The organism is Arthrobacter silviterrae (assembly GCF_011045165.1).
Lineage (GTDB): Bacteria > Actinomycetota > Actinomycetes > Actinomycetales > Micrococcaceae > Specibacter > Specibacter silviterrae.
In genome coordinates this window covers 13,435-34,140 of record NZ_JAAKZI010000013.1, presented here as the reverse complement: position 1 = coordinate 34,140, position 20,706 = coordinate 13,435, and the positions used below count along the sequence as shown (strand labels likewise).

The following is a 20,706-nucleotide window of genomic DNA, read 5'->3' as shown; positions in this document are numbered from 1 at the left end:
CCCCGAGCGGGTAACATGGACTTGTTTCCATTGCGTACGTTTGACGGACCCTGGTCCGGGTAGGAGTGCCACTTAGTGAGCCCCCAGAACACCAAATCAATCAGTCCTGCCGCCGTTATTGTGCTTGCAGCCGGAGCCGGAACCCGGATGAAGTCCCGGTTACCGAAAATCCTGCACCCCATCGGCGGCATTTCCATGGTGGGGCACGCATTGGCCGCAGCAGAGGGATTGAACCCGGAGCGCCTGGCCGTGGTGGTTCGTTTTGAGCGGGACCAGGTTGCCGCGCACATCGCCGCAACGCACCCCAACGCGCTGATCGTTGACCAGGATGAAGTCCCCGGCACCGGCCGCGCCGTCCAGGCCGCACTTGAGGCACTGGACGCGGACGCGGAAGTGGACGGCACCGTGGTGGTCACGTACGGCGACGTCCCCCTGCTGACCACCGAACTGCTGGAAGAACTGGCCGCCACGCACGCAGCAGAAAACAACGCCGTCACCGTCCTCACCGCGGTCCTGGACGACGCCGCCGGCTACGGCCGCATCCTCCGCCACGCCACGGACGGCACGGTCCTGGGCATCCGCGAACACAAGGACGCCACCGACGCCGAGCGCGAAATCCGCGAGATCAACTCCGGCATCTACGCCTTTGACGCCGCCGTCCTGCGCACCGCCCTGAAGTCCGTCACCACCAACAACAACCAGGGCGAGATGTACCTCACCGATGTCCTGTCCCTTGCCAGGAACGACGGCGGCCGCGTCGCCGCAGTGGTCACGGCCGACAGGTGGCAGGTGGAAGGCGCCAACGACCGCGTGCAGCTCGCGGCCCTGGGCAGGGAGCACAACCGGCGCATTGTTGAAGCCTGGATGCGTGCCGGCGTCACAGTCATCGACCCCGAGACCACGTGGATCGACTCCACGGTGCGGCTGGCCGAGGACGTCACCATCCTGCCCGGCACCCAGCTGCACGGCAAAACCACTGTGGCGAGTGACGCCGTCGTCGGTCCGGACTCAACGCTGACGGATGTGCAGATCGGCGAAGGCGCGGAGGTCACGCGCACCCAGGGCTCGGGCGCCGTCATCGGCAAAAACTCGCATGTTGGCCCCTTCACCTACCTGCGCCCCGGAACCGTGCTGGGCGCTGACGGGAAGATCGGCGCGTTTTACGAGACCAAGAATGTGACCATCGGGCGCGGCTCCAAGCTCAGCCACCTCGGGTACGCCGGGGACGCGGAAATTGGCGAGGACACCAACATTGGCTGCGGCAACATCACGGCCAACTACGACGGCGTCAACAAGCACCGGACCACTATCGGATCGGGCGTGCGGACGGGCAGCAACACGGTGTTCGTGGCGCCCGTGACCGTGGGGGACGGGGCCTTCACCGGCGCAGGCGCCATTGTCCGCAAGGACGTCCCGGCCGGCGCGCTGACGCTGACAGTGGCCCCGCAGCGCAACGCCGAAGGCTGGACGGCGGCCAACCGCCCCGGCAGCATCTCCGCCGCAGCAGCCACGGCAGCCGCAGCAGCCACGGCAAACTAAGACTTCTCACCTCCCCCACCCCCGCGAGAAAGAAAATCATGAGCGAACTTAGCCATAACGTCGACAAGAAACTGGTGTTGGCGTCCGGCCGCGCACACCCCGAACTGGCTGAAGAAGTGGCGCGCTGCCTGGAGACGGAGCTGCTGCCCATGTCCGCCTACGATTTCGCGAACGGTGAGATCTACGTCCGCTCGGGGGAGAGCGTGCGTGGCAAGGAAGTGTTCATCATCCAGGCCCACCCGGCGCCGCTGAACAACTGGCTCATGGAGCAGCTGATCATGGTGGACTCCATGAAGCGCGCCTCCGCCCGCCGCATCACCGTGGTGGCCCCGTTCTACCCGTACGCCCGCCAGGACAAGAAGGGCCGCGGCCGCGAGCCCATCTCCGCCCGCCTGGTCGCGGACCTGTACAAGACCGCCGGCGCCGACCGCATCATGAGCGTTGACCTGCACACCGCTCAGATCCAGGGCTTCTTCGACGGCCCCGTGGACCACCTTTTTGCCATCCCGCTGCTGGCCGGGCACATTCGTGAAATGGTGGGGGACGACGCCGTCACTGTGGTTTCGCCGGACACCGGACGCGTGCGCGTGGCTGAGCAGTGGGCAGACCGCCTGGGTGGGGCGCCGCTGGCCTTCGTGCACAAGTCACGCGATCTGACCGTGCCGAACCAGGCAGTTTCCAAGACCGTGGTGGGCCAGGTCAAGGGACGCACCTGTGTGCTGATCGACGACATGATCGACACCGGCGGCACCATTGCCGGGGCCGTCCGCGTGCTCAAGGACGCCGGCGCGAAGGACGTCATCATTGCCGCCACGCACGCCGTGTTCTCCGAGCCGGCCTCCGAGCGCCTGGCCAATTGCGGCGCCCGCGAAGTGGTGGTCACGAACACGCTTCCCATCCCGGAATCCAAGCGCTTCCCCACGCTGACCGTGCTCTCCATTGCGCCGCTGCTGGCCCGCGCCATCAAGGAAGTCTTCGAGGACGGCTCCGTCACGAGCCTGTTCGACGGCAACGCGTAGCCTTCACTTTGAAGTGGCGCGCGGTTGGTTGCCGCCCGCGCGCCACTTGCCAAGTGGAGCACCGCTGGCACCCATGGGCGTACGGAATTCAAAGTCACGTCTGCTAAACTCATCCAGTAAACCTTGGCGAGGGACGCCCCCAAAGCGTCCGTGATCGACTGGGTCCCACAGCTCCTGAATTCTTGATGGATTGTGTTGACCTGTTTAGTCCACGCCCACACCAAAGAATGAAGGAGCATTTTCATGTCTGATTTGAACCTCACCGGCGAAGCCCGCACCGAATTCGGCAAGGGTGCCGCCCGCCGCATCCGCCGCGCAGCCCAGATCCCCGCGGTCATCTACGGCCACGGCGCAGCCCCGCTGCACATCGTCCTCCCGGAGCGCGCCACCGTCCGCGCCATCCGCGCCTCCAACGCCCTGCTGACCGTTACGGTTGACGGCACGGAGCACCTGGCCCTGGTCAAGGACGTCCAGCGCGATCCCCTCCTGCAGATCGTTGAGCACATCGACCTGCTGACCGTGAAGAAGGGCGAGAAGGTCATCGTTGACATTCCCGTCGTCGTCGTGGGCGAGCCTGCCCCGTCCGTGGTTGCCAACCAGGAAGAAATGTCCGTCAGCCTCTCCGCCGACGCCACGCACCTGCCCAAGCACATCGAAGTTGACCTGAGCGGCCTCACCGCCGGCCAGCACATCCTTGCCAGCGACCTGAAGCTGCCGGCCAACGTCGAGCTGCTGACCGACCCCTCACTGTTGATCGTGCACCTGGCCGAGCCCGCCGCCGTCGCCGAGGAAACCGAAGCAGCAGCAGAGTAGCCTCACCTTCATGAGTGACACCTGGCTTGTAGTCGGGCTCGGGAATCCCGGGCCCGGCTACAGCCGCAACAGGCACAATATTGGCTTCATGGTGGTTGAGGAACTTGCCTCCCGCCATGGCGCCACCTTCAAAACCCACAAGGCGCGGGCGCTCATAGCCCAAACGCGCCTGGGCATCGGCGGCCCCAGGGTGGTGCTGGCCAAACCCTCGGTTTTCATGAACCTCAGCGGAGGCCCGACGGCGGGACTCGCCAAATTCTTCGCCGTGGACCCCGGGCAGGTGGTCGCCATCCATGACGAGATCGACATCCCATTTGACACAGTCAAGCTAAAACAGGGCGGCGGCGAAGGCGGGCACAACGGCCTGCGCGACATTTCCCGCGCCCTGGGCACCAAAGACTACTTCCGCGTCCGTGCCGGTGTGGGCCGCCCGCCGGGCCGGGCGGCCGCCGCCAGCCACGTGCTGCGCGACTTCAGCTCCACCGAAAACAAGGACCTCCCTTTCCTGATTGGCGCCGCCGCGGATGCCGTGGAACTGCTCATCGCCGAAGGCCTCACGGCGGCCCAGGAGCAGTTCCACAGCGCCATTTAAATATTCTGTTCACCGCTCCCGACTGTTATGATCGCAAGTGAGCGCAAGGGTGGACTGCTAGTGGGTTCGCCCGTCAGGAAATACGGGGTTCCGGCATGTCGATCGATGATATGGCCGTAGCTTCCATGTGGACTGGTGACGATCCGTCGCCATCTTTTGAAGCAATGGGGGCCGCGGACAGGCAGGTGTGGGCTTCCTTTGCCCGGCAAAGGGAGATGGACCAGACCCTTGCCGCCATCAACGATCCGGCCACCTACGGCGCCGTGGTGGTGGGGCCCTGGGGCGTAGGCAAAACTACACTGGCGCGCGCCGTTGAGGCCCAGCTGGCCGACACCACCCACGTTGTCAGGCTGTTCGGTTCCGGCGCGGAGACATCCGTGGCCTATGCTTCGCTCGCCGTCTGGATGGCCCGGCTGGCCCCCGGTGCCGCGGATTCGCCCGCCAGCATTATCCACGGCCTTGACAGGCTGATTCACGACGACGCCGACGGCCGGGACGTGCTCCTGGTCATCGACGACCTCCCCGCACTTGACCCCATGTCCGTGGGCGTGGTGATGCACCTGCTCCTCAGCGGCGGAGCCAAGGCCCTGGTGCTGGCCAGGGATGCCGGCCAGCTGCCGGAGGACCTGGTCTGGCTGGCCAAGGACGGCCTCCTAAGCGAGCTGCGCCTGGACTATTTCAACCGCGCCGAAGTGGGCGAACTTGTTGCCAAGGCCACCAAGACCATGGTTTCGGCGTCGGCCGTCACGGCGCTGCACAAGGCCAGCAACGGCATCCCGCTGGTGCTCCAGGCTCTCTTCCGCGAGCAGGTCGCCAGCGGCAGCCTGAAGTTGCGCCGCGGGGTCTGGGTGCTTTCCGGAAGGGTCAACGCGGACCCCGGCAGCGCGCTGGCGGACATCGTCCGAACCCGGCTGGGGAGGGAATCCGAGGCGGTGCGCCTGGGCGTGGAGAAGCTGTCGCTGCTGGGCACGGCGCCGCTGTCCATTGTCAGTGCCGCGCTGGGGCAGGAAACCGTGTGGGAGATGGAGGAGCGCGGCTTCCTCGCCATCGACGCCGCCGGCCGCCACCACGCACGGCTGAGCGAGCGCTATGTGGGGGAGATCGTGCGCGGCTCGCTGGACCCCGAACGCATGATGGAATTGCTGGTGGAGCTCTCCGAAGTGCTCAACCACGAGGTGGACAGCCTCGACTCCCAGGAATTGATGGCCCTGGCCGCCTGGACCCTGGACGCCGGGCTGGTCCTGGAACCGCGCTTTGGCCTCGCCGCCGCCCGCCGCGCCCTCACCCACTTTGACCCCCTGCTGGCCCTGCGCTGCACCGTGCACATCCCGCCGGGACACGCACTCTTCCTTGAGGCGGTGCAGTTGCGCAGCGAGGCCTACGGGATTGTGGCGGACTACCGCGGTGCCGTTGACGTGCTCGACGCCGTTGCGCCAGAGCAGCTTGCAGGGCTGGCTTTACAAGATTATTGCCGGTGGGTGCTGGCCCTGACCGGTGCCCTGCTGTGGGTGCCGGAGGGCTACGCCCGCATTCCGGGCATTCTGGCCGAGGCCGAGTCCCGCCTCCGTGTCGAGCAGCGCCGCGGCGAGGGCCGTCTCGACCAGGGCGCCGGCGCTCCGCCGGGCGCCGCCGTCGTGCCTGAAAGTGCGGTGCCTGAAAGCGAACTTCTGGCCGCCCGGCAGCTGCTGCGCCTGGCCTACTTTGAATACCAGGTCCACCGGGGGGAATTTGCGGAGATCGTGGCTGAGCTGGAGGAAGCCAGCCACGATTCCGACCTCCACTACAGCCTCAATTGCGCGTGCCTGCTGGTGCCCACGCTGGCGGTGTTGGGGCGGGAGCTGGATGCGGTGGCCGTGGGGCACAGGGTCATCAAGGAGATTGAGGACCGCGGCATTTCGCTGAAGTTTGCGCGGCACTGCCGGGACGGGCTGACCCTGGCGCTGACGTGGAGCGGGCGCTGGCTGGAATCGGTGGAGCTGCTCAGCAGCGAACTGGAAACCATGCCGCAGACTGCGCAGTACAGGGGCGGCCTGCTGGAGCTCAGCCTGGGCCTGGCGCAGGCCTATGCCGGCAGGGGAAGCGCCGCCGCCGAGGTGCTGCTGGCCGCCGCCGCGCAGCTGGAAGTCCGCGAAAGCGACAATGCGCTGGGCCTGGCGTATTCGGCCCTCGCATTCACGCTGGCGCAGGACAACAATGAAAAAGACGCCATGGAGTACCTGGCCCTGGCAGCCTCCGCCGGCAGCCCCACGCTCTGGACCAACCGTGCCATGGCCGAATTTTTCCGCCTCATGGCGCTGCGCTGGCTGGACGATCCGGACGCGGGGGAGAAGCTGCACGCCTCGGCCCGCGCCGACCTTCGCCAGGGCCGGTTTTCCACGGCCTCCATGTCGCTTTTTGGTGGCACCATCACCGGCACGGAGAAGGATTTCGCCCTGTTGGAGGATGTCTCGCTGCACCGCCAGGGGCCCATGCCGGAAATCAATGTGATGCTGGCCCGCAGCTGCCGCCGGCATGATCCGGTGCTGGCGCTGGAGGCGGCCGCAGCCGCGCAGATGTTGAAGCTCGACGCCGTTGAATCGCGGTGCGCGGTGCTCGCCCTGGACTTCGCGAGGGAGACGGGGGCCAACGCCCTGGCACGCGAGGCCAAGCAGCGCCTGGACCGGCTGACGGCCAAGCTGGCCCGGCTGCCGCTGCAGCCCCGCACCGAGGGTGTCAAGCTGACCCAGCGTGAGCTGCAGGTGGCGAAGCTGGCCAAGCGGGGGCTGGGGAACCGGGCCATCGCGGGGCGGATCGGCGTGTCGGTGCGCACTGTTGAAGGCCACCTGTACCAGGTGTACAGCAAGTTGGGGATCACCAGCCGCAGCGAGCTCGAGCAGGACCAGGACCTGTAACGGCAATGGTGTCCCGACCGGGAGTGCGCAGGCAAACGGGCCAGGCACTGGGGGAACCGTTTTGCCGCGACACGGAACTGGCCGAAATCACCGGGCGGCTGCTGGACCGGCAGTGCCGCGCCGTGTTCCTGGCCGCGGACATGGGCCTGGGCACAACGTCCATCCTGCGGCGCCTTGCCGCCTCGGCCCCCGGAAATGCGCCTGTCATCTTCCTGCACGGCACGCCCTCCCTCTCCGCGGTCCCCTTCGGCGTGCTGGCCCCCTACCTCAAGCGTGCCACCGCCACCCTGGTGGTCTCCCACATCGACGCCATCCGGGAAATGCTGGGGCTCTTCGCCGAACGCTCGGAAGAAATCAGCCGCGCCACGGGCGAGGCGGCCGGCATGCCCCTGCTGGCCATTGATGAGGGTGATTTCATTGACCGCTCGACGGCGGAAGTGGCGGTAAGCCTGGCCCAATCGGGCAGTGCCAAGCTGGTGGTCTCGCACCGGCCACTGCGAGAACCTGTGGATCCGCTGCCGCAGCTGTGGCATGACGGACTGGCCGAAAAGATCCAGCTCCAGCCGCTGGACCGGGACGCCGGGCATGAATTTTGTGTGGGCGTGCTGGGCGGGAGGATGGCGCCGGGCACCAGCTGGTACTTCTGGTCCAGCGCCGGCGGCAACCCGCTGTTGATGTGGCTGCTCATGGCGGATGCGGTTGAAAACGGCTGGGTGAAGAAGCGCAGCGGCGTGTGGCTGGCCCCGCCGGAAGGCCGGCCGCAGGGGCGCGCCTTGCAGGACGTGGTCAGGATGCAATTGCGGGGCTTGTCGCCGCAGGCCCGCCACAGCCTGAACCTGGTGGCCCTTTCGGAGCCGGTGTCCGCGGCGGTCATTGCCGACATTGCCGGCCGGGAGGCGCTGGCCGAACTGCGGGAGCGGCATCTGGTCCACGCCTCGCTGACCGGGTCGGGGCAGATCCAGCTGATCAATCCCATCTACGGGGACATCATCCGCACCATGGTGCCCCGCGCCGAGAGCCTGATCCTCCATCGGCAGCTGGAGGAGCGCGTGCAGGCGGACAGCTTCCTGCCGCAGGCGTTGATCCGGCGCGTGGTGTGGGCCCTGGACAACAGCGAACAGGTCCCCAGCGACAAGCTGCTTCTGGCGGCCATGTTTGCCTCCAAGCTGTTCCAGTCGCCGCTGGCCTTGCGTCTGGCCGGGGCGGTAACGGGAACCGGGTACACCCAGCGGGCGCGGGCGGTGAAGGCCCGCGCGCACTACAACCTGGGCAATTACGCCAAGGCGGCGGAACTGCTGGACGGTGCGGAGGAACGGGCCACGAATGTCAGTGAACTGCTGGTGGGCGTGCTGGTCCGGGCAGAGACGCGTGCAGCAATGCGGGAGCCGGCGGAGCTCGGCTTCGCCAGCGGGCAAGCCGTGCGGGTGGCCGGGGAGCGGCTGGCCCTGGAGGATCCGGCCAATGCGGCGATCATCCGCGCGCAGGCCGACGGCCGCGCCCAGGTGCTGGACGCGCTGACGCTTTCACGGCAGGGCGACTACCAGCAGCTGGGCCTGCTGGCGGGACGGGCCCTGGCCATTCCGGAACGCACAAATGATCCCGAGTTTTGGATCAACCGTGCCATAATGCTGGCCCTGGAAGCCGAGCGCCTCACCGCCGGGGGCCTGCCGGTCCAGGGGATGGCGCGGGCGTCGGAAGCCCTGGCCATCCGGCAAACCGAGGGCCACGAGGTGTTTTTTGTCCCGGAAACCATCCTCGAACGAATGCTGTGCGCGTCGCTGGCGGCCGGCGAATGGGGCCAGGTGGCGGATCTGCTCCGTGCCGTGGACACCGACCTGCCGGCCGCCGTCGTCAGTTTTGGGGGCAGCGCGGCGGCCGCCCGCGGGCTGATGCTGCTGCGGCAGGGGCGGCTGGCGGAGGCGCTGGCCTCGCTGGGCGCTGCCGGGGACGCCCTGGCGGCCAGCGATCCGCAGCACCTGGCCGGCTGCTGCACGGCGGTGACGTTTTATGTGGCGGCTGCGCTGGGGGAGCGGGAGGAGGCGCTCAGGCTGCTGGGCCAGTACCGGCCGGACCACGGCATGTTCGTGACGTCCTCCTATGAGGGCGCCTATCTAGCGGCGGGCCGGGGGCATTTGGAGGCCGCGCGGCGCCGGGGTGCGAACGGCAAAAAGTACGACGGCGGCGTACCGGCCGAGCTGACCGCCATCGCCGACCAGTGGGCGGACAGGGGGATGGTGCTGGCCGAAATCAACGCCCTGGTGCTCGCATTGGACTTTGACGTGGACGCGGTAAGCCCGCGGCTGAGACGGGTGGCCGAACGCATGGAGGGCCCCTGGGCTGCGGCGCTGGCCGGATTTGGAAGGGCTGTGGAGGAGGGAACGGGGCACGGAATGCTGGATGCGGCCGAACGGCTCATGGCCACGGAAATGTTCCGATTGGCCACGACGGCGTTCCAGCTGGCGGAGTCCCGGTCCGTTCAGGGGCGCCACGGCTCGGTGGCCCACTTTGCAAGGTCCGGGCTGGTCCGTGCGCGCGTGGCACTGGGGCTCGCGGCGGATCCCCAGACGCAGGCCGGCGCGCTGGCCGTCAAGGAGCTGCTGACCCGCCGCGAACTGGAGATTTCGCAGTTGGCTGCGGACGGCCTGACGGACAAGGACATCGCCGCCCAATTGCACGTTTCGGTGCGCACCGTGGAGGGCCACCTGTACCGCAGCTACGGAAAGCTGGGAATCACGGCCCGCAGCGAACTGGCCTTGGTGATCGGGAAATAGGGGCCGGTGGTCGAGCAGCGAGCCCTGCGAGCGCGTCGAGACCCCGGAACGCACGCCCCGGTGGTCGAGCAGCGAGCTCTGCGAGCGCGTGAGTATGCAGCGATGGCGACATAGGCCGGGTCTAAGTCGCCATCGCTGCTGACTCGAGGGGAAATTCGGCGGCCGGGACCCGGATTTCGACAGGCTCAATCACCGAGTGCCCAAACGGCGCCCACGACAATCGGTGGTGCAGCTCCTGCGACCTTTTTGGTGCATGGCCCGCAGGAGCTGCGCCACCGAATCTTGGGCGGGTGGCGACCCCGCAGGTGCTGCACCACCGATTCTTGGGAGGGCGGCGACCCCGCAGGTGCTGCACCATCGAATCAGCAATGGTGGGGAGGAGGCGCAAACGGACTCCGAAGGTACAGATACGGTGGGTCGCCGTGGTCGCCGAGGATCGGATTGGCACCTCTGAGGCACCGACTGGCCGGTCAGTATGCAGCGATGGCGACATAGGACGGGTCTAAGTCGCCATCGCTGCTGACTCGAGGGGAAATTCGGGGCCAGGGGGAGAGGATTTCGACAGGCTCAATCACCGAGTGCCCAAATGGCGCCCGCGACAATCGGTGGTGCAGCTCCTGCGACCTTTTTGGTGCACAACCCGCAGGTGCTGCACCGTCGATTCTTGGGAGTGCGGCGACCCCGCAGGTGCTGCACCGTCGATTCTTGGGAGGGCGGCGACCCCGCAGGTGCTGCACCGTCGATTCTTGGGAGGGCGGCGACCCCGCAGGTGCTGCATCATCGAATCAGCAATGGTGGGGAGGAGGCGCAAACGGACTCCGAATGTACAGATATAGTTGGCCGGCGCGAACTCGAGGATCGGATCGGCACCTTTGAGACACCGACTGGCCGGTGAGTATGCAGCGATGGCGACATAGGCCGGGTCTAAGTCGCCATCGCTGCATACTCGAGGGGAAATTCGGAGGCCGGCGACCCCGCAGGTGCTGCACCATCGAATCCCGGGAGGTCCGCAAGCAAGCAGGAACCAAGAGGCCGCCACCATTGCACACGTAGTCCCCAAACACTTGCGTACTCGCACCACTCACTTAGTCCGTTGGTGACCATAACACTGGCCCCACGGGCACCATGAGCACCAGCCCGGCCGCCATCAGCCCAAAAACCAAGTAGTCCAAATCGAAAAAACAAGTACCTGTCCAAGTAGTCTGGCCCCCCAGGGCTTGGAATTTCCTGTGAAAACACGTACAGCTCACTGGTGCAGCGGAGACCTATACAGACGTTTACTTATGTCATTCCACCGGACATGAAGCGTGAGAAGGTCTCAGATGTCTCAATCAACGCACGCGGTGGTGCAGTTCACTGGGGGAATACAGAGCCCCGGGGCGCACCAGCTGCAGAAGGCAAATACTGACGTGCGGGCAGACCGGCGGAAGAAAAAGCTTGGTGGCAAACGCCAAGCTCCCGATTCGGAGCCGGCGGCGGACAAGCCTTTTGAGACCAAGGCTTTCCCCCAGCCGTCGTCGGCTCCCCCCAGTAAAAAAGCCGCCCCAACCATCTCAGCCACCCTCCAGAGTGCCCTTGCGCTTGACGCCTTGATGCACGACGCCGGCTGGCTGGGGGCGGTTGTCACCGGCCCGGGCGGCGTGGGGAAGACAGCGCTGATTCACCAGGTGCTGGCCGGCCTGCCCGAGGGCACCGCGTTCCAGTACCTGCGGGGCACGCCCTTTGCGAGCCGGGTGCCCTTCGGCATGCTCAGCCTGTTGATGGGGCCGGCGTCGCCGTTGGAGCCAAGCCGGGCTGGAGGTCCGGCCGGCAGCCCGTATGGCACTCCGACGGAAGCCCCGTACGGCAACCCGCCCACTATCCCGTCCACCACCCCGGGCAGCCCACTGCTAGGCGTGGTGATGCAGGCCCTGAGGGCAAACCTCACAGACGGATGCGTGGTGGCAGTGGACAACGCCGACAACGCGGACAGCTGGTCCGCCTTGGCCCTGTCCGAACTCGCTGCCAACGGCGACATCCGCCTGGTGCTGGGCTGCCGCAGGGTGGATGCCCTGCCGCAGGAATTTTCGCGGCTGTGGCGCGACGGCCGGCTGCTGCGCCTGGACGTGTCCGCCCTGGACGCGGCCGAAACCCGCAATTTCGTCCAAAGCGAGCTGGCCGGCCCGTGCTCGCTGGCCGTGACAAGCCTGCTATGGCGAGAGTCGTGCGGGAACCCGTTCCAGCTGAAGGCGCTGCTGCACCAGGGCGTTGCAGACGGCGCTTTTTTGCGGACCCACGGCATCTGGGTGTGGAACGGCCCGGCCGCCGCATCCGGCACGGCCTTCAACACGGCCGTCAACGAAGCGTTTAATTCGGCATTCACCGCAGATTTCGAAACACACCCGACGGGCGCCGGCGTCGTGCCTCAGGCGGCACAACAGGCGGCACAGCAAGCACAGCCGGCACCCCAGGCAGCGCGGCTGGTGAACGCCACCAACGGCAGCCGGGAAATCCTTGAACTGGTGGGGCAGGCGGGCAGCATTCCGGTGTCCATGCTGCTGGAGCGCTTCCCGGCGGAGGAGGTGGATGCCCTGTTTGAATCGGGCGATCTCCGCTTTGCCGGCGGCGGCCGGCAGCTCCTCACCGTGGCGCACCCGGCGCTGGCGCGGGTGCTGCAGCAGGCATCGCCGGACCGGGTGCTGCCGGCGGAGGTGGCTGCGAGCCCGGGCTGGGTGTCGGACACTGTGGCGGGCGCGCTGCCGGCGGATCTCGGCAATTGCCTGCCGGAGGAGGCTGTGTTGGCGGGCCGCCGGGCGGAGTCGCTCTCCCTGGCCGGGCACCAGGACGACGCCCTCCAGGTGGCCGCCGCCCTCGGGACCGCCCTGGGAACGGGCGTGGGCCCGGGCCTGGTGGGCAGCCTGATGCGCGTGTATGTGGCCGGCGGCGAATGGCGCAGGCTGGACGAACTCATGGCCGACTGCCTCCAGCAGGGCGTGGTGGCCGGGGGTGCCGAATGCGCCGCGATTGAGGTGGCGCACGGGCTCATCCAGGCATTCCGCGGACATTACGAGCAGGCCCTGGAGCTGTTGGACAGGGGCGCGGCACAGTTGTCGCGCACCCCGGAACAGGGATGGGATGCCGTGGCGCGGATCGCCGGCCGCCACTGCCTCGGCATGCTGGGCGGGGCCCGCGACGGGAGTGCCTCCGGTGTAGACCGTGACGCCAGTACGACGCGCGGCCCCTCCAGTGCAATGGCCGGTGCGGACACTGCTCCCGGCTCGCCGGACGGAATCACGGCCCTCCTCAACGCGGTCCACGCCAGCCCGGCGGTCCCGGCCCTGTACCGGACGCTGGCCCAGTGCCTGGCCGCCCAGACCGCCAGCCTGCCCGACGGCGGCGCGGCGGCAACGGCCAATGCGGCACCAGCCAACGCGGCACCAGCCCCGAACGCCCCGAAAGCCCCAACAGAAACAGCAACCCAAATCCTCGACACCTGGCCCGAAGGCGACCTCCCGCTCCAGCGCATGCTCACCCTGCTCACCAAGCTCGGCACGCAAAGCAGCAAGGCCACCACCAAGGCCCGCGGCAAGGAAGACTGCATGGCCCTCCACAACGTCGCGGCGGAGCAGCAGGGCCCGCTGGCCGAGGCGGCGGGCGTCTACGCCAAGGGCCTGTTGTCGCAGGACAGCGAGGTACTGGTGCAGGCTGTGGAGCTCGCCAGCCGCATGGACTTCCCGGCCCTGGCGCTCGCCGCCGCCCGGCAGGCCCTGGCCCTGGCGCCCGCCGCGTCCGTCCGCGGCATTCGCCACCAGCTCCAGCGCCTGGTGACATTGCCGCCGGAACTCGCCGGACCGCGGCTGCGGGCCCGGCTCACGGGGCGCGAGGCCGCCATGGCCGCCCTGGCCGCGGCGGGCGCCAGCAACCGTGACATCGCCGAATCCGTGGGCGTTTCCGTCCGCACCGTGGAGGGCCACCTCTACCAGGCATACGCCAAGCTCCACGTCACCAACCGCGAAGAGTTGGGGCCGCTGCTGGACCTCGTCGGGGGGTGAGCCAGGTGCCCCACGCGCATCCCGCAACACTTGCCGGGCGCCGGCCGCCTGCCGCCTCGGTTCCCCCGGGTGCCGCCGCGCCAATGATGCACGACGGCGGCACCCGGGCCATCCTGTCCACTTTGGCGGATCCGCAGCTGGTCGGGGCGTTGGTGATGGGCGGGATCGGCATGGGGAAGTCGTTCCTGGGCCGGGAAGCCGCGGCCGCACTGGAGGGAGGCCGCGACGTGCGGTGGCTGCAGGCCCACCAGCTGCTGGCCGGCGTGCCGTTCGGGGTGCTGGAACTGTTCCTGGCCATGGGCAGCACACAGGGCGGCGGCCAGGGAAGAAGCCAGGGAAACAACCAGGCAAACAGTCGCGGATTGTCGGGGGTGGCCGGCGGAGGGACGGGCCCGGAGGGTACGGCGGGCCACCCGATGGCACTGGACGGAGCCCTGGCCCGGACCACGTTCGGCATGGTCCAGGCCATGCACGCCAGCTTGCAGTCGCACGTGCGTGAGAGGGGTGCCGAGCCGCTGCTGGTGGTGGACAATGCCCAGTGGATCGACGCCGCCAGCTGCGCCGTGCTGGAACAGCTGGCCCTCTCCGGCACCGTGAAGATGCTGCTGCTGTGCCGCCCGGGCAGCAGCCCCGTGGCCGGCAGCCTGCTCTTCACCGACGACACCCTCCTGGCCCAGCACCACTTGTTGCCGCTGTCCCGGGCCCGGGTGCAGGCCGCCTGCGAGGCGCGGCTGGGCGGCAAGGTGCTTGCCAGCACGGCGGACGCCCTGGCCGGGGTGACGGGCGGGCACCCGCTGTTCCTGCAGACCGTGATCGACGCCGCCCTACAGTCGGGCGCGCTGGGCCAGCACCACGGGGTGTGGCGGTTTTCCCGGACCCGCGCTGCGGAACTGCAACTGGTGCCACCGAACCCCGCGGCAGTGGAGCCGGGTGCAGTGCAGCCGGGCGCGGGGCAGTCTGCTGCACTTCGGCCAGCCGCGGGGCAGCCGGCCGCAGGACAGCCGGCCGACCTTCAGTCGACCCCAGGGCAGCCAGTCGCAGGGCAACCAGCCACACTTCAATCAGCCCCAGGGCAGCGAGCCGCCGGGCAGCGAGCCACACTTCAGCAAACCTCAGCGCAGCAAACCCCAGCGCAGCCGGCGGCACCGCGGTTGGGGGAACCGCTGGGCGAGCTGGCCATAACCGTGCTCCGCGAATTCACGGAGGAGGAGCAGGCGCTGCTGGAAACCGTGGCCCTGGCCGAGCCCGTTCCTCTGGGACTGCTCCGACAGCTGTTCCCGGCGGTGGACATGCGCCGGGTGGCCGACGGCCTGCTCACCCTCGATACGCCCCGCCCGCAAGCACGAAGCGAGCTGGCCCAAGGAGCCCTGGCACAAGGCGCCCCAGCGCCCAACGACCAGGCACGCCGCCTGGTCAGCCTCACGGCCCCCATCCTGGGCCACGGCCTGCGGGAGCGGATCCCGCCGGGGCGCAGCCGCCAGCTGCAACAACGCGTTGAGGAACTCCAGGGGACCGCGCAGCTGACCACCGGCGCCCTGCTGGGCCGCGCCCGGTGGAGCCTGGACACGGGAAGCCACATATCGGACCGGCAGCTGCTGCAGGCCGCCCGGATCGCCAACGCCCGAAATAATCCCGCCCTGGCCCTGCGGCTGGCCGCCGCCGTCACTGACCGGGCCGCCGAAGTGCAGGACCCGGACGCAGGCAAGAGCTTGGACTTCGCCGCCCGGCAGGAGATGGCGCTTTCGCACATCGCCCTGCACCACTACACGCAGGCCGGCGCCATCGTGGAACCCCTGCTGGCCCAGGCCCGCACAAAGGGCGGGATAGACGCGGTGGCGGGCCTCGCCGTCGTGCTTGGGGTGTTGGAGGGGTTTGTCCCGTCAAAGCTGGAGGCGGCGGCAGCGGCATGGCGGAAGGTGTACGCGGACTTGCGGGTGCCGCGCATGGAGGGGGCCGGGCTGGTGGATGCGCTGGTGGCCATCAATGCGGGGGAGCAGTTGGACAGGTGGCAGCGGGCGGCGCTGGAGCAGGCGGGTCGGGACGGGGAATACCCCGAGGTGCGGTTTGCGGCCACGGCGCTGCTGGCCCAGGACGCGGCCATGGAGGGCGACGACGCCCGCGCACACCAGGACTTTGTTCGGGCCCGGCAGCTGTTGGCCGAACATCCGGGTCGGCTGGGCGTGCTGGGCAACATCCTCACCGGCTGGCACCTGCTGTTCCTGTTCGCCACGGGCGCGCACGGGCAGGCGCTGGCCATGGCCCGGGAGATCAAGGCCGAGGGGCCGAGGGGACGCGGCGCGCCGGGAGGCTCGGGCTTGCAGGGTTTTGGCCGGGAAAACCTGGACGGCGTGGTGGGGCTGGTGGAGGCGCTCGCGGCCATGGGCGCCGGCAGGCTGGGGGAGTCGCTGGTGAAGTTCGACGCCGGCCTGGCCGCCCTGGGTGACCAGGACCCGGTGCGGGTGCTGCCGTTTGCGCAGGCCAGTGCCGCGTATGCGTGTGCGCTGGCGGGGGAGGTTGAGAGGTCGGCGGCGCTGGCGGCGGAGTTTGCGGCCGGGCACGCGGAGAAGTCCGTGGGGGAGGGGCTGCTGTGGCTGCTGTCGAGGTCGTACGCGGTGGGGGCCCGGGCCATGACTGCGGGTCCGCAGGGCGAGCGGGCCACGCAAAAGGCGTGGCACCGGCTGCAGGGGCTGGCGGAGAAGGCCCACAGCCACGGGTCCACGGCGGTGGAGCTGGCCATCCTGGACATCCTGCTGCGTTCCGGCTGCACGGAGATGCTCCAGCGGATGGCGGACATCAGCCGCGAGGGGGACGGCCCGGCCGCGGCCATGCTGCACCGCATGGCGCATGCGCTGCTGGCGGGGGATCCTGTGGCGCTGGAACGGGTGGCGGCCATGCCGCAGGCCGGGCACAATGCGGTTCTGGGTGCTGAGGCCCTGGCGTACGCGCTGCGGATTTACACGGAGCGCGGGGATGCGAAGGGCCGGGCGGGGGTGATGGTGGAGCTGCGCGAGCTGAAGTTCCCGCTGCAGGCCGTGGGCAGTGCCCCGGTTGCGGAGCTGGCCGTTGCGGCCGGGCTCACGCCGCGGGAGCGGGAGATTGCCCTGCTGGTGCATGAGGGCCGCAGCAACCGCGACATCGCCGAGATTTACACCATCTCCCAGCGCACCGTGGAGGGCCACCTGTACAGGATCTACTCCAAGCTGGGCGTGGGCAGCCGCGAGGAGCTCCACGCGGACTGGCTGCCGGAGCTGCTCGAGGCCAGGGACGGGTAACTGAATGGCCATCCGAAGGGGAACCCAAGGAAACCCTTACTACGGCCAAAAATGAATCGGTGCGATAATTAGGTTTGTTGGATGTGCCGTAATTGCAGGCCGCCCGGCAAGCCCCGCCACCCCGCGGGACACTGCGCTTAAGGAGTTTTGGTGTTGAAATCCGCTGACCACTTCCATGACGGCCCGTTGACCGATGCGGAGGTGCGCCGCATTCGCAACGACTTCCCCATCCTGGACCAGGAGGTCAACGGCAAGCCCCTGGTGTACCTGGACTCCGGCGCCACCTCGCAAAAGCCCATCAGCGTCATGGAGGCTGAACAGGAGTTCTACGAGCAGCGCAATTCTGCCGTGCACCGCGGCGCGCACACCCTGGCCGTGGCCGCCACGGACGTGTTTGAGGATGCCCGCGCCACGGTGGCCGCGTTCATCGGCGCAGCGGAGAACGAGCTGGTCTGGACGGCCAACGCCACCGCCGGGCTGAACCTGATCGCCTACTCCTTCGGCAACGCCAGCGTGGGCGCTGTCAGCGAGGAAGCCCGCCAGTTCGCCGTGGGCTCCGGCGACGAGGTCCTGGTGACCGAGATGGAGCACCACGCCAACCTGGTCCCGTGGCAGGAGCTGTGCCGCCGCACGGGGGCCGGGCTGAAGTTCATCCCCATCATGGAGGACGGCACGCTGGACATGGAGGCGGCCGCCGCCCTGTTCACCGACCGCACGAAGGTGTTTGCCTTCACCCACGTCTCCAACGTCACCGGCGTGATCAACCCCGTGGTGGAGCTGACCCGCATGGCGCACGACGTCGGCGCCCTGGTCGTCCTGGACGCCTGCCAGTCCGCGCCCCACCTGGCCCTGGACGTCAAGGCCCTGGACGTGGACTTTGCCGTGTTCTCCGGCCACAAGATGCTGGCCCCCACGGGCATTGGCGCCCTGTACGGCCGGGCCGCGCTGCTGGACGCCATGCCGCCGTTTTTGACAGGCGGCTCCATGATCACCACCGTCACCATGGACGCGGCAGGCTACCTGCCTTCGCCCCAGCGCTTCGAGGCCGGCACCCAGGCCATCTCGCAGGCGGCGGCCTTCGCCACGGCCGTCAACTACCTCAGCGAGACCGGCATGGACCGGGTCCACGAGTGGGAGGCAGCCCTGGGCCAGCGCATGGTGGCCGGCCTGGAGGCCATCCCCGGCATCCGCGTGCTGGGTCCCTCCGCCGGCACCGCCCGCGCCGGCCTTGCCGCCTTTGAGGTGGACGGCGTGCACGCGCACGACGTCGGCCAGTACCTTGACGCTGCCGGCGTCGCCGTGCGCGTGGGTCACCATTGCGCGCAGCCCCTGCACCGGCGGCTTGGGCTGAGCGCCTCCACCCGCGCCAGCACGTACCTCTACAACACCACCGGGGAGGTGGATGCGTTCCTGGCCGCCGTGGCAGGTGTGCGCCCCTACTTCGGCATCACGGGAGCATAAGAGCATGAGTGCCTTGGATTCGCTGTACCAACAAATCATCCTGGAGCAGGCCAAGGCCCGCACCGGGGCGGACCTGCCCAACAACCAGCTGTCGGGGGAGGACCTGCCGGCCGGCACGGGCCAATGCCACCAGCTCAATCCGGTGTGCGGGGATGAGATCACGCTCCGGCTCGAGACCGAGGGCACGGGGACGGAGAAGAAGATCTCCGGCATCCACTGGGCCGGGGACGGCTGCTCCATTTCCATGGCATCCGCGTCCATCCTCAGCGAGCAGATCGTTGGACTGGGGGCGGAGGAGTTTCAGGCCATGATCGGCAATTTCCGTGAGGTGATGCGATCCCGCGGCAAGCTGGAAGCTGATGAGGAAGTCCTGGGCGACGCTGCGGCGCTATCGGGCGTCTCGAAGTTCCCGGCCCGTGTGAAATGCGCCATGCTGGCGTGGGTGGCAGCGGAGGATGCGCTGGGCCAAACGGCCTGATTGGCGGTCAGTTTGCGTCATAGCGGTGACACAAACAAAAGTACAGACTGCAACAAGTCCCTGATGCCGTATATGGTTGCCTCAGGTGTCCTTATTGGGGGGACACCACTGGTGATCATCCTCGGGGGACGGCATTGGTTGCACGTAGGTTTTTCGTATCTTCAGACAGGCGATCCGGCAGCATGCCGCATCGCGAGGGCTTGGCCCGTCTGACGCCTTCCTATGGCCTGAACCTCAGGCCCGCCGCAAACCAGCGCTACTCTGTCCGCGGCATCGACTTTGGCGAAACGGGCATTTTCAACCTCGAGATCACCGCCGGCAACAGCCATGTCATGGGCCAGGTGGACGGACATGACAGCGTCATCCTGGCATACGTGCATACCGGCCGCCTTGACCTGATGGAAGACTACACGGAGCAGGAATTGGTTGCCCGGCCCGGCAGCGTCTGGATGTACAGCAGGTCCACCAATTTCCAAATGGACATTGTGGAAGACGTCGAACTGGTCTCCGTTACCTTGCCGCTGCAGGTCCTGCGCGACTTTGGCATTACGGAATCGCCCACCCTTCATGAACTTGACTCCGTGGCCACCATGCTTCCGCCCACGCTGGGCTTCATCCAGCAGGCCTTGGAGCAGGACGGCGACATCCCCTCCGTGGCCGCCTACTTCATGGAGAAGCTGCTGCATGAAATGGTCGGCGGCATCTTGCTGGAGAACCTGGGCGCCGTGGTGAGCGGCTCCGGGCGCAAGAGCATATTCGACCAGGCCATGGCCTATATAGCAGCCACGGCGGGCAACAGGGAGCTCACGCCCGCAAGCCTGGCCCACGAGCTCTCCGTCTCCCTCCGGCAGCTCCAGCGCGACTTCAAGAGCCACAACCTGGCCATCGCGGAGGTCATCAGGAACCACCGCACTGACCTGGCACTGAGGCTCCTGAAGGACCCGAAGCTGGAGGTGCTGTCACTGGAAAAGATTGCCGAGCACGCAGGCTTCTCCTCCCTGGTGCAAATGCGCAGGACCTTGAATGAGGCACAGCTGGGGCATCCCAGCGAGCTGAGGTCGCGCTCCCGCGCAACGCGAAGGGAAGTGGAAGCACTGTCATAGCCGCTAAGCGGGAACGCAAAGTGACTATCTGCGACATCAAAGAGCACTATCTGCGACAGGGTTTTGTTTTCCCGATGCAAACCATTAATCCCCACGATTGAATTCGTTTAGGCCTTCCATTTGGGGGTGGCCAATACGCTTTCTACTTTTAGGGGGAGTTCGTGTCTGAACTCGAACAGCAGAATTTTGCCAACAAGCCGCGCAACCGCCGTGCAATCGTCAAGGGTGCCGCTTGGTCCGTTCCCGTCATCGCAGCAGCAATTGCGGCTCCGGCCGCGAGTGCCTCAACTGCGTCCACTGATCTCGGTATTGCCTTTGGAGGGTCCCAGACACTCACTGTCGGCATATTGGGTAGCCTGCTCAATGCAAATGTGACATTGGCAAACACCCTGACGGTTACCAACCTTGGGACCTCTGTATCAACGGGTGGAGAAGTATTGACTCTTACGTTCCCGTCAACATTGTCCCAGCTGACGCTGGTATCCGCTGACGGGCTTGCAACGATCACGATCCTTGGTACAACTGCCACAATTATCTTGCCAGTTCTTGCTCCAGGCGCAAGTGAGGTTATTAACTTGGGTCTGGTTTCCTTGCCATTGGGTGTGTTGACTGGACCTCAGACAATCAATGCATCTTTGGCCGCCAACGACACGAACGCGGCCAATAACACGGCAAGTTCGACGGTTGGAATTACCGTTCTGTAGAAGGTATCAACCTGACACCGATTTGCGTTTCA

General features: G+C 67.4%; 12 protein-coding genes. All 12 read left to right on the top strand.

Annotation, left to right across the window (positions count from 1 at the left end):
* Nucleotides 1-75 precede the first annotated feature (75 nt).
* The 12 genes from glmU to G6N77_RS20325 all read left to right on the top strand — a co-directional run bounded on the left by glmU (nucleotide 76) and on the right by G6N77_RS20325 (nucleotide 20,674).
* Nucleotides 76-1,539: a bifunctional UDP-N-acetylglucosamine diphosphorylase/glucosamine-1-phosphate N-acetyltransferase GlmU gene (gene glmU, locus G6N77_RS09140; protein ID WP_165181755.1), complete on the top strand. Its 1,464-nt coding sequence runs from the start codon at nucleotides 76-78 to the stop codon at nucleotides 1,537-1,539.
* A gap of 38 nt (nucleotides 1,540-1,577) precedes the next feature.
* Complete coding sequence (locus G6N77_RS09135; protein WP_165181753.1) at nucleotides 1,578-2,558, top strand: ribose-phosphate diphosphokinase; 981 nt, start codon at nucleotides 1,578-1,580, stop codon at nucleotides 2,556-2,558.
* Nucleotides 2,559-2,801: 243 nt separating this feature from the next.
* A complete protein-coding gene (locus G6N77_RS09130) occupies nucleotides 2,802-3,371 on the top strand; it encodes a 50S ribosomal protein L25/general stress protein Ctc (RefSeq protein WP_165181751.1) in 570 nt (189 codons plus the stop codon).
* 10 nt (nucleotides 3,372-3,381) lie between these two features.
* Nucleotides 3,382-3,963: an aminoacyl-tRNA hydrolase gene (gene pth / locus G6N77_RS09125; RefSeq protein ID WP_165181749.1), complete on the top strand. Its 582-nt coding sequence runs from the start codon at nucleotides 3,382-3,384 to the stop codon at nucleotides 3,961-3,963.
* 215 nt (nucleotides 3,964-4,178) lie between these two features.
* Complete coding sequence (locus tag G6N77_RS09120; RefSeq protein ID WP_165181747.1) at nucleotides 4,179-6,854, top strand: LuxR C-terminal-related transcriptional regulator; 2,676 nt, start codon at nucleotides 4,179-4,181, stop codon at nucleotides 6,852-6,854.
* Nucleotides 6,855-6,877: 23 nt separating this feature from the next.
* Nucleotides 6,878-9,625, top strand: a complete 2,748-nt coding sequence (locus G6N77_RS20335; RefSeq protein ID WP_165181745.1) for a LuxR C-terminal-related transcriptional regulator — start codon at nucleotides 6,878-6,880, stop codon at nucleotides 9,623-9,625.
* Between the two features lie 1,592 nt (nucleotides 9,626-11,217).
* Nucleotides 11,218-13,656 (top strand): helix-turn-helix transcriptional regulator, encoded by a 2,439-nt coding sequence (locus G6N77_RS19845; RefSeq protein WP_240901817.1) that lies wholly within the window; start codon nucleotides 11,218-11,220, stop codon nucleotides 13,654-13,656.
* 5 nt (nucleotides 13,657-13,661) lie between these two features.
* Nucleotides 13,662-16,928 carry a helix-turn-helix transcriptional regulator gene (locus G6N77_RS20330; protein WP_165181741.1) on the top strand — a complete coding sequence of 1,089 codons (3,267 nt, stop codon included), beginning with the start codon at nucleotides 13,662-13,664 and terminating at the stop codon, nucleotides 16,926-16,928.
* A gap of 150 nt (nucleotides 16,929-17,078) precedes the next feature.
* Entirely contained in the window at nucleotides 17,079-18,389 is a 1,311-nt protein-coding gene (locus tag G6N77_RS09100) for a SufS family cysteine desulfurase (RefSeq protein ID WP_306987391.1), read from the top strand.
* 4 nt (nucleotides 18,390-18,393) lie between these two features.
* Nucleotides 18,394-18,867: a Fe-S cluster assembly sulfur transfer protein SufU gene (gene sufU, locus G6N77_RS09095; RefSeq protein ID WP_165181739.1), complete on the top strand. Its 474-nt coding sequence runs from the start codon at nucleotides 18,394-18,396 to the stop codon at nucleotides 18,865-18,867.
* A 182-nt stretch (nucleotides 18,868-19,049) separates the two neighbouring features.
* Nucleotides 19,050-19,970: a helix-turn-helix domain-containing protein gene (locus G6N77_RS09090; RefSeq protein WP_165181737.1), complete on the top strand. Its 921-nt coding sequence runs from the start codon at nucleotides 19,050-19,052 to the stop codon at nucleotides 19,968-19,970.
* A 161-nt stretch (nucleotides 19,971-20,131) separates the two neighbouring features.
* Complete coding sequence (locus tag G6N77_RS20325; RefSeq protein ID WP_205678163.1) at nucleotides 20,132-20,674, top strand: DUF11 domain-containing protein; 543 nt, start codon at nucleotides 20,132-20,134, stop codon at nucleotides 20,672-20,674.
* The last annotated feature ends 32 nt before the right edge of the window (nucleotides 20,675-20,706 follow it).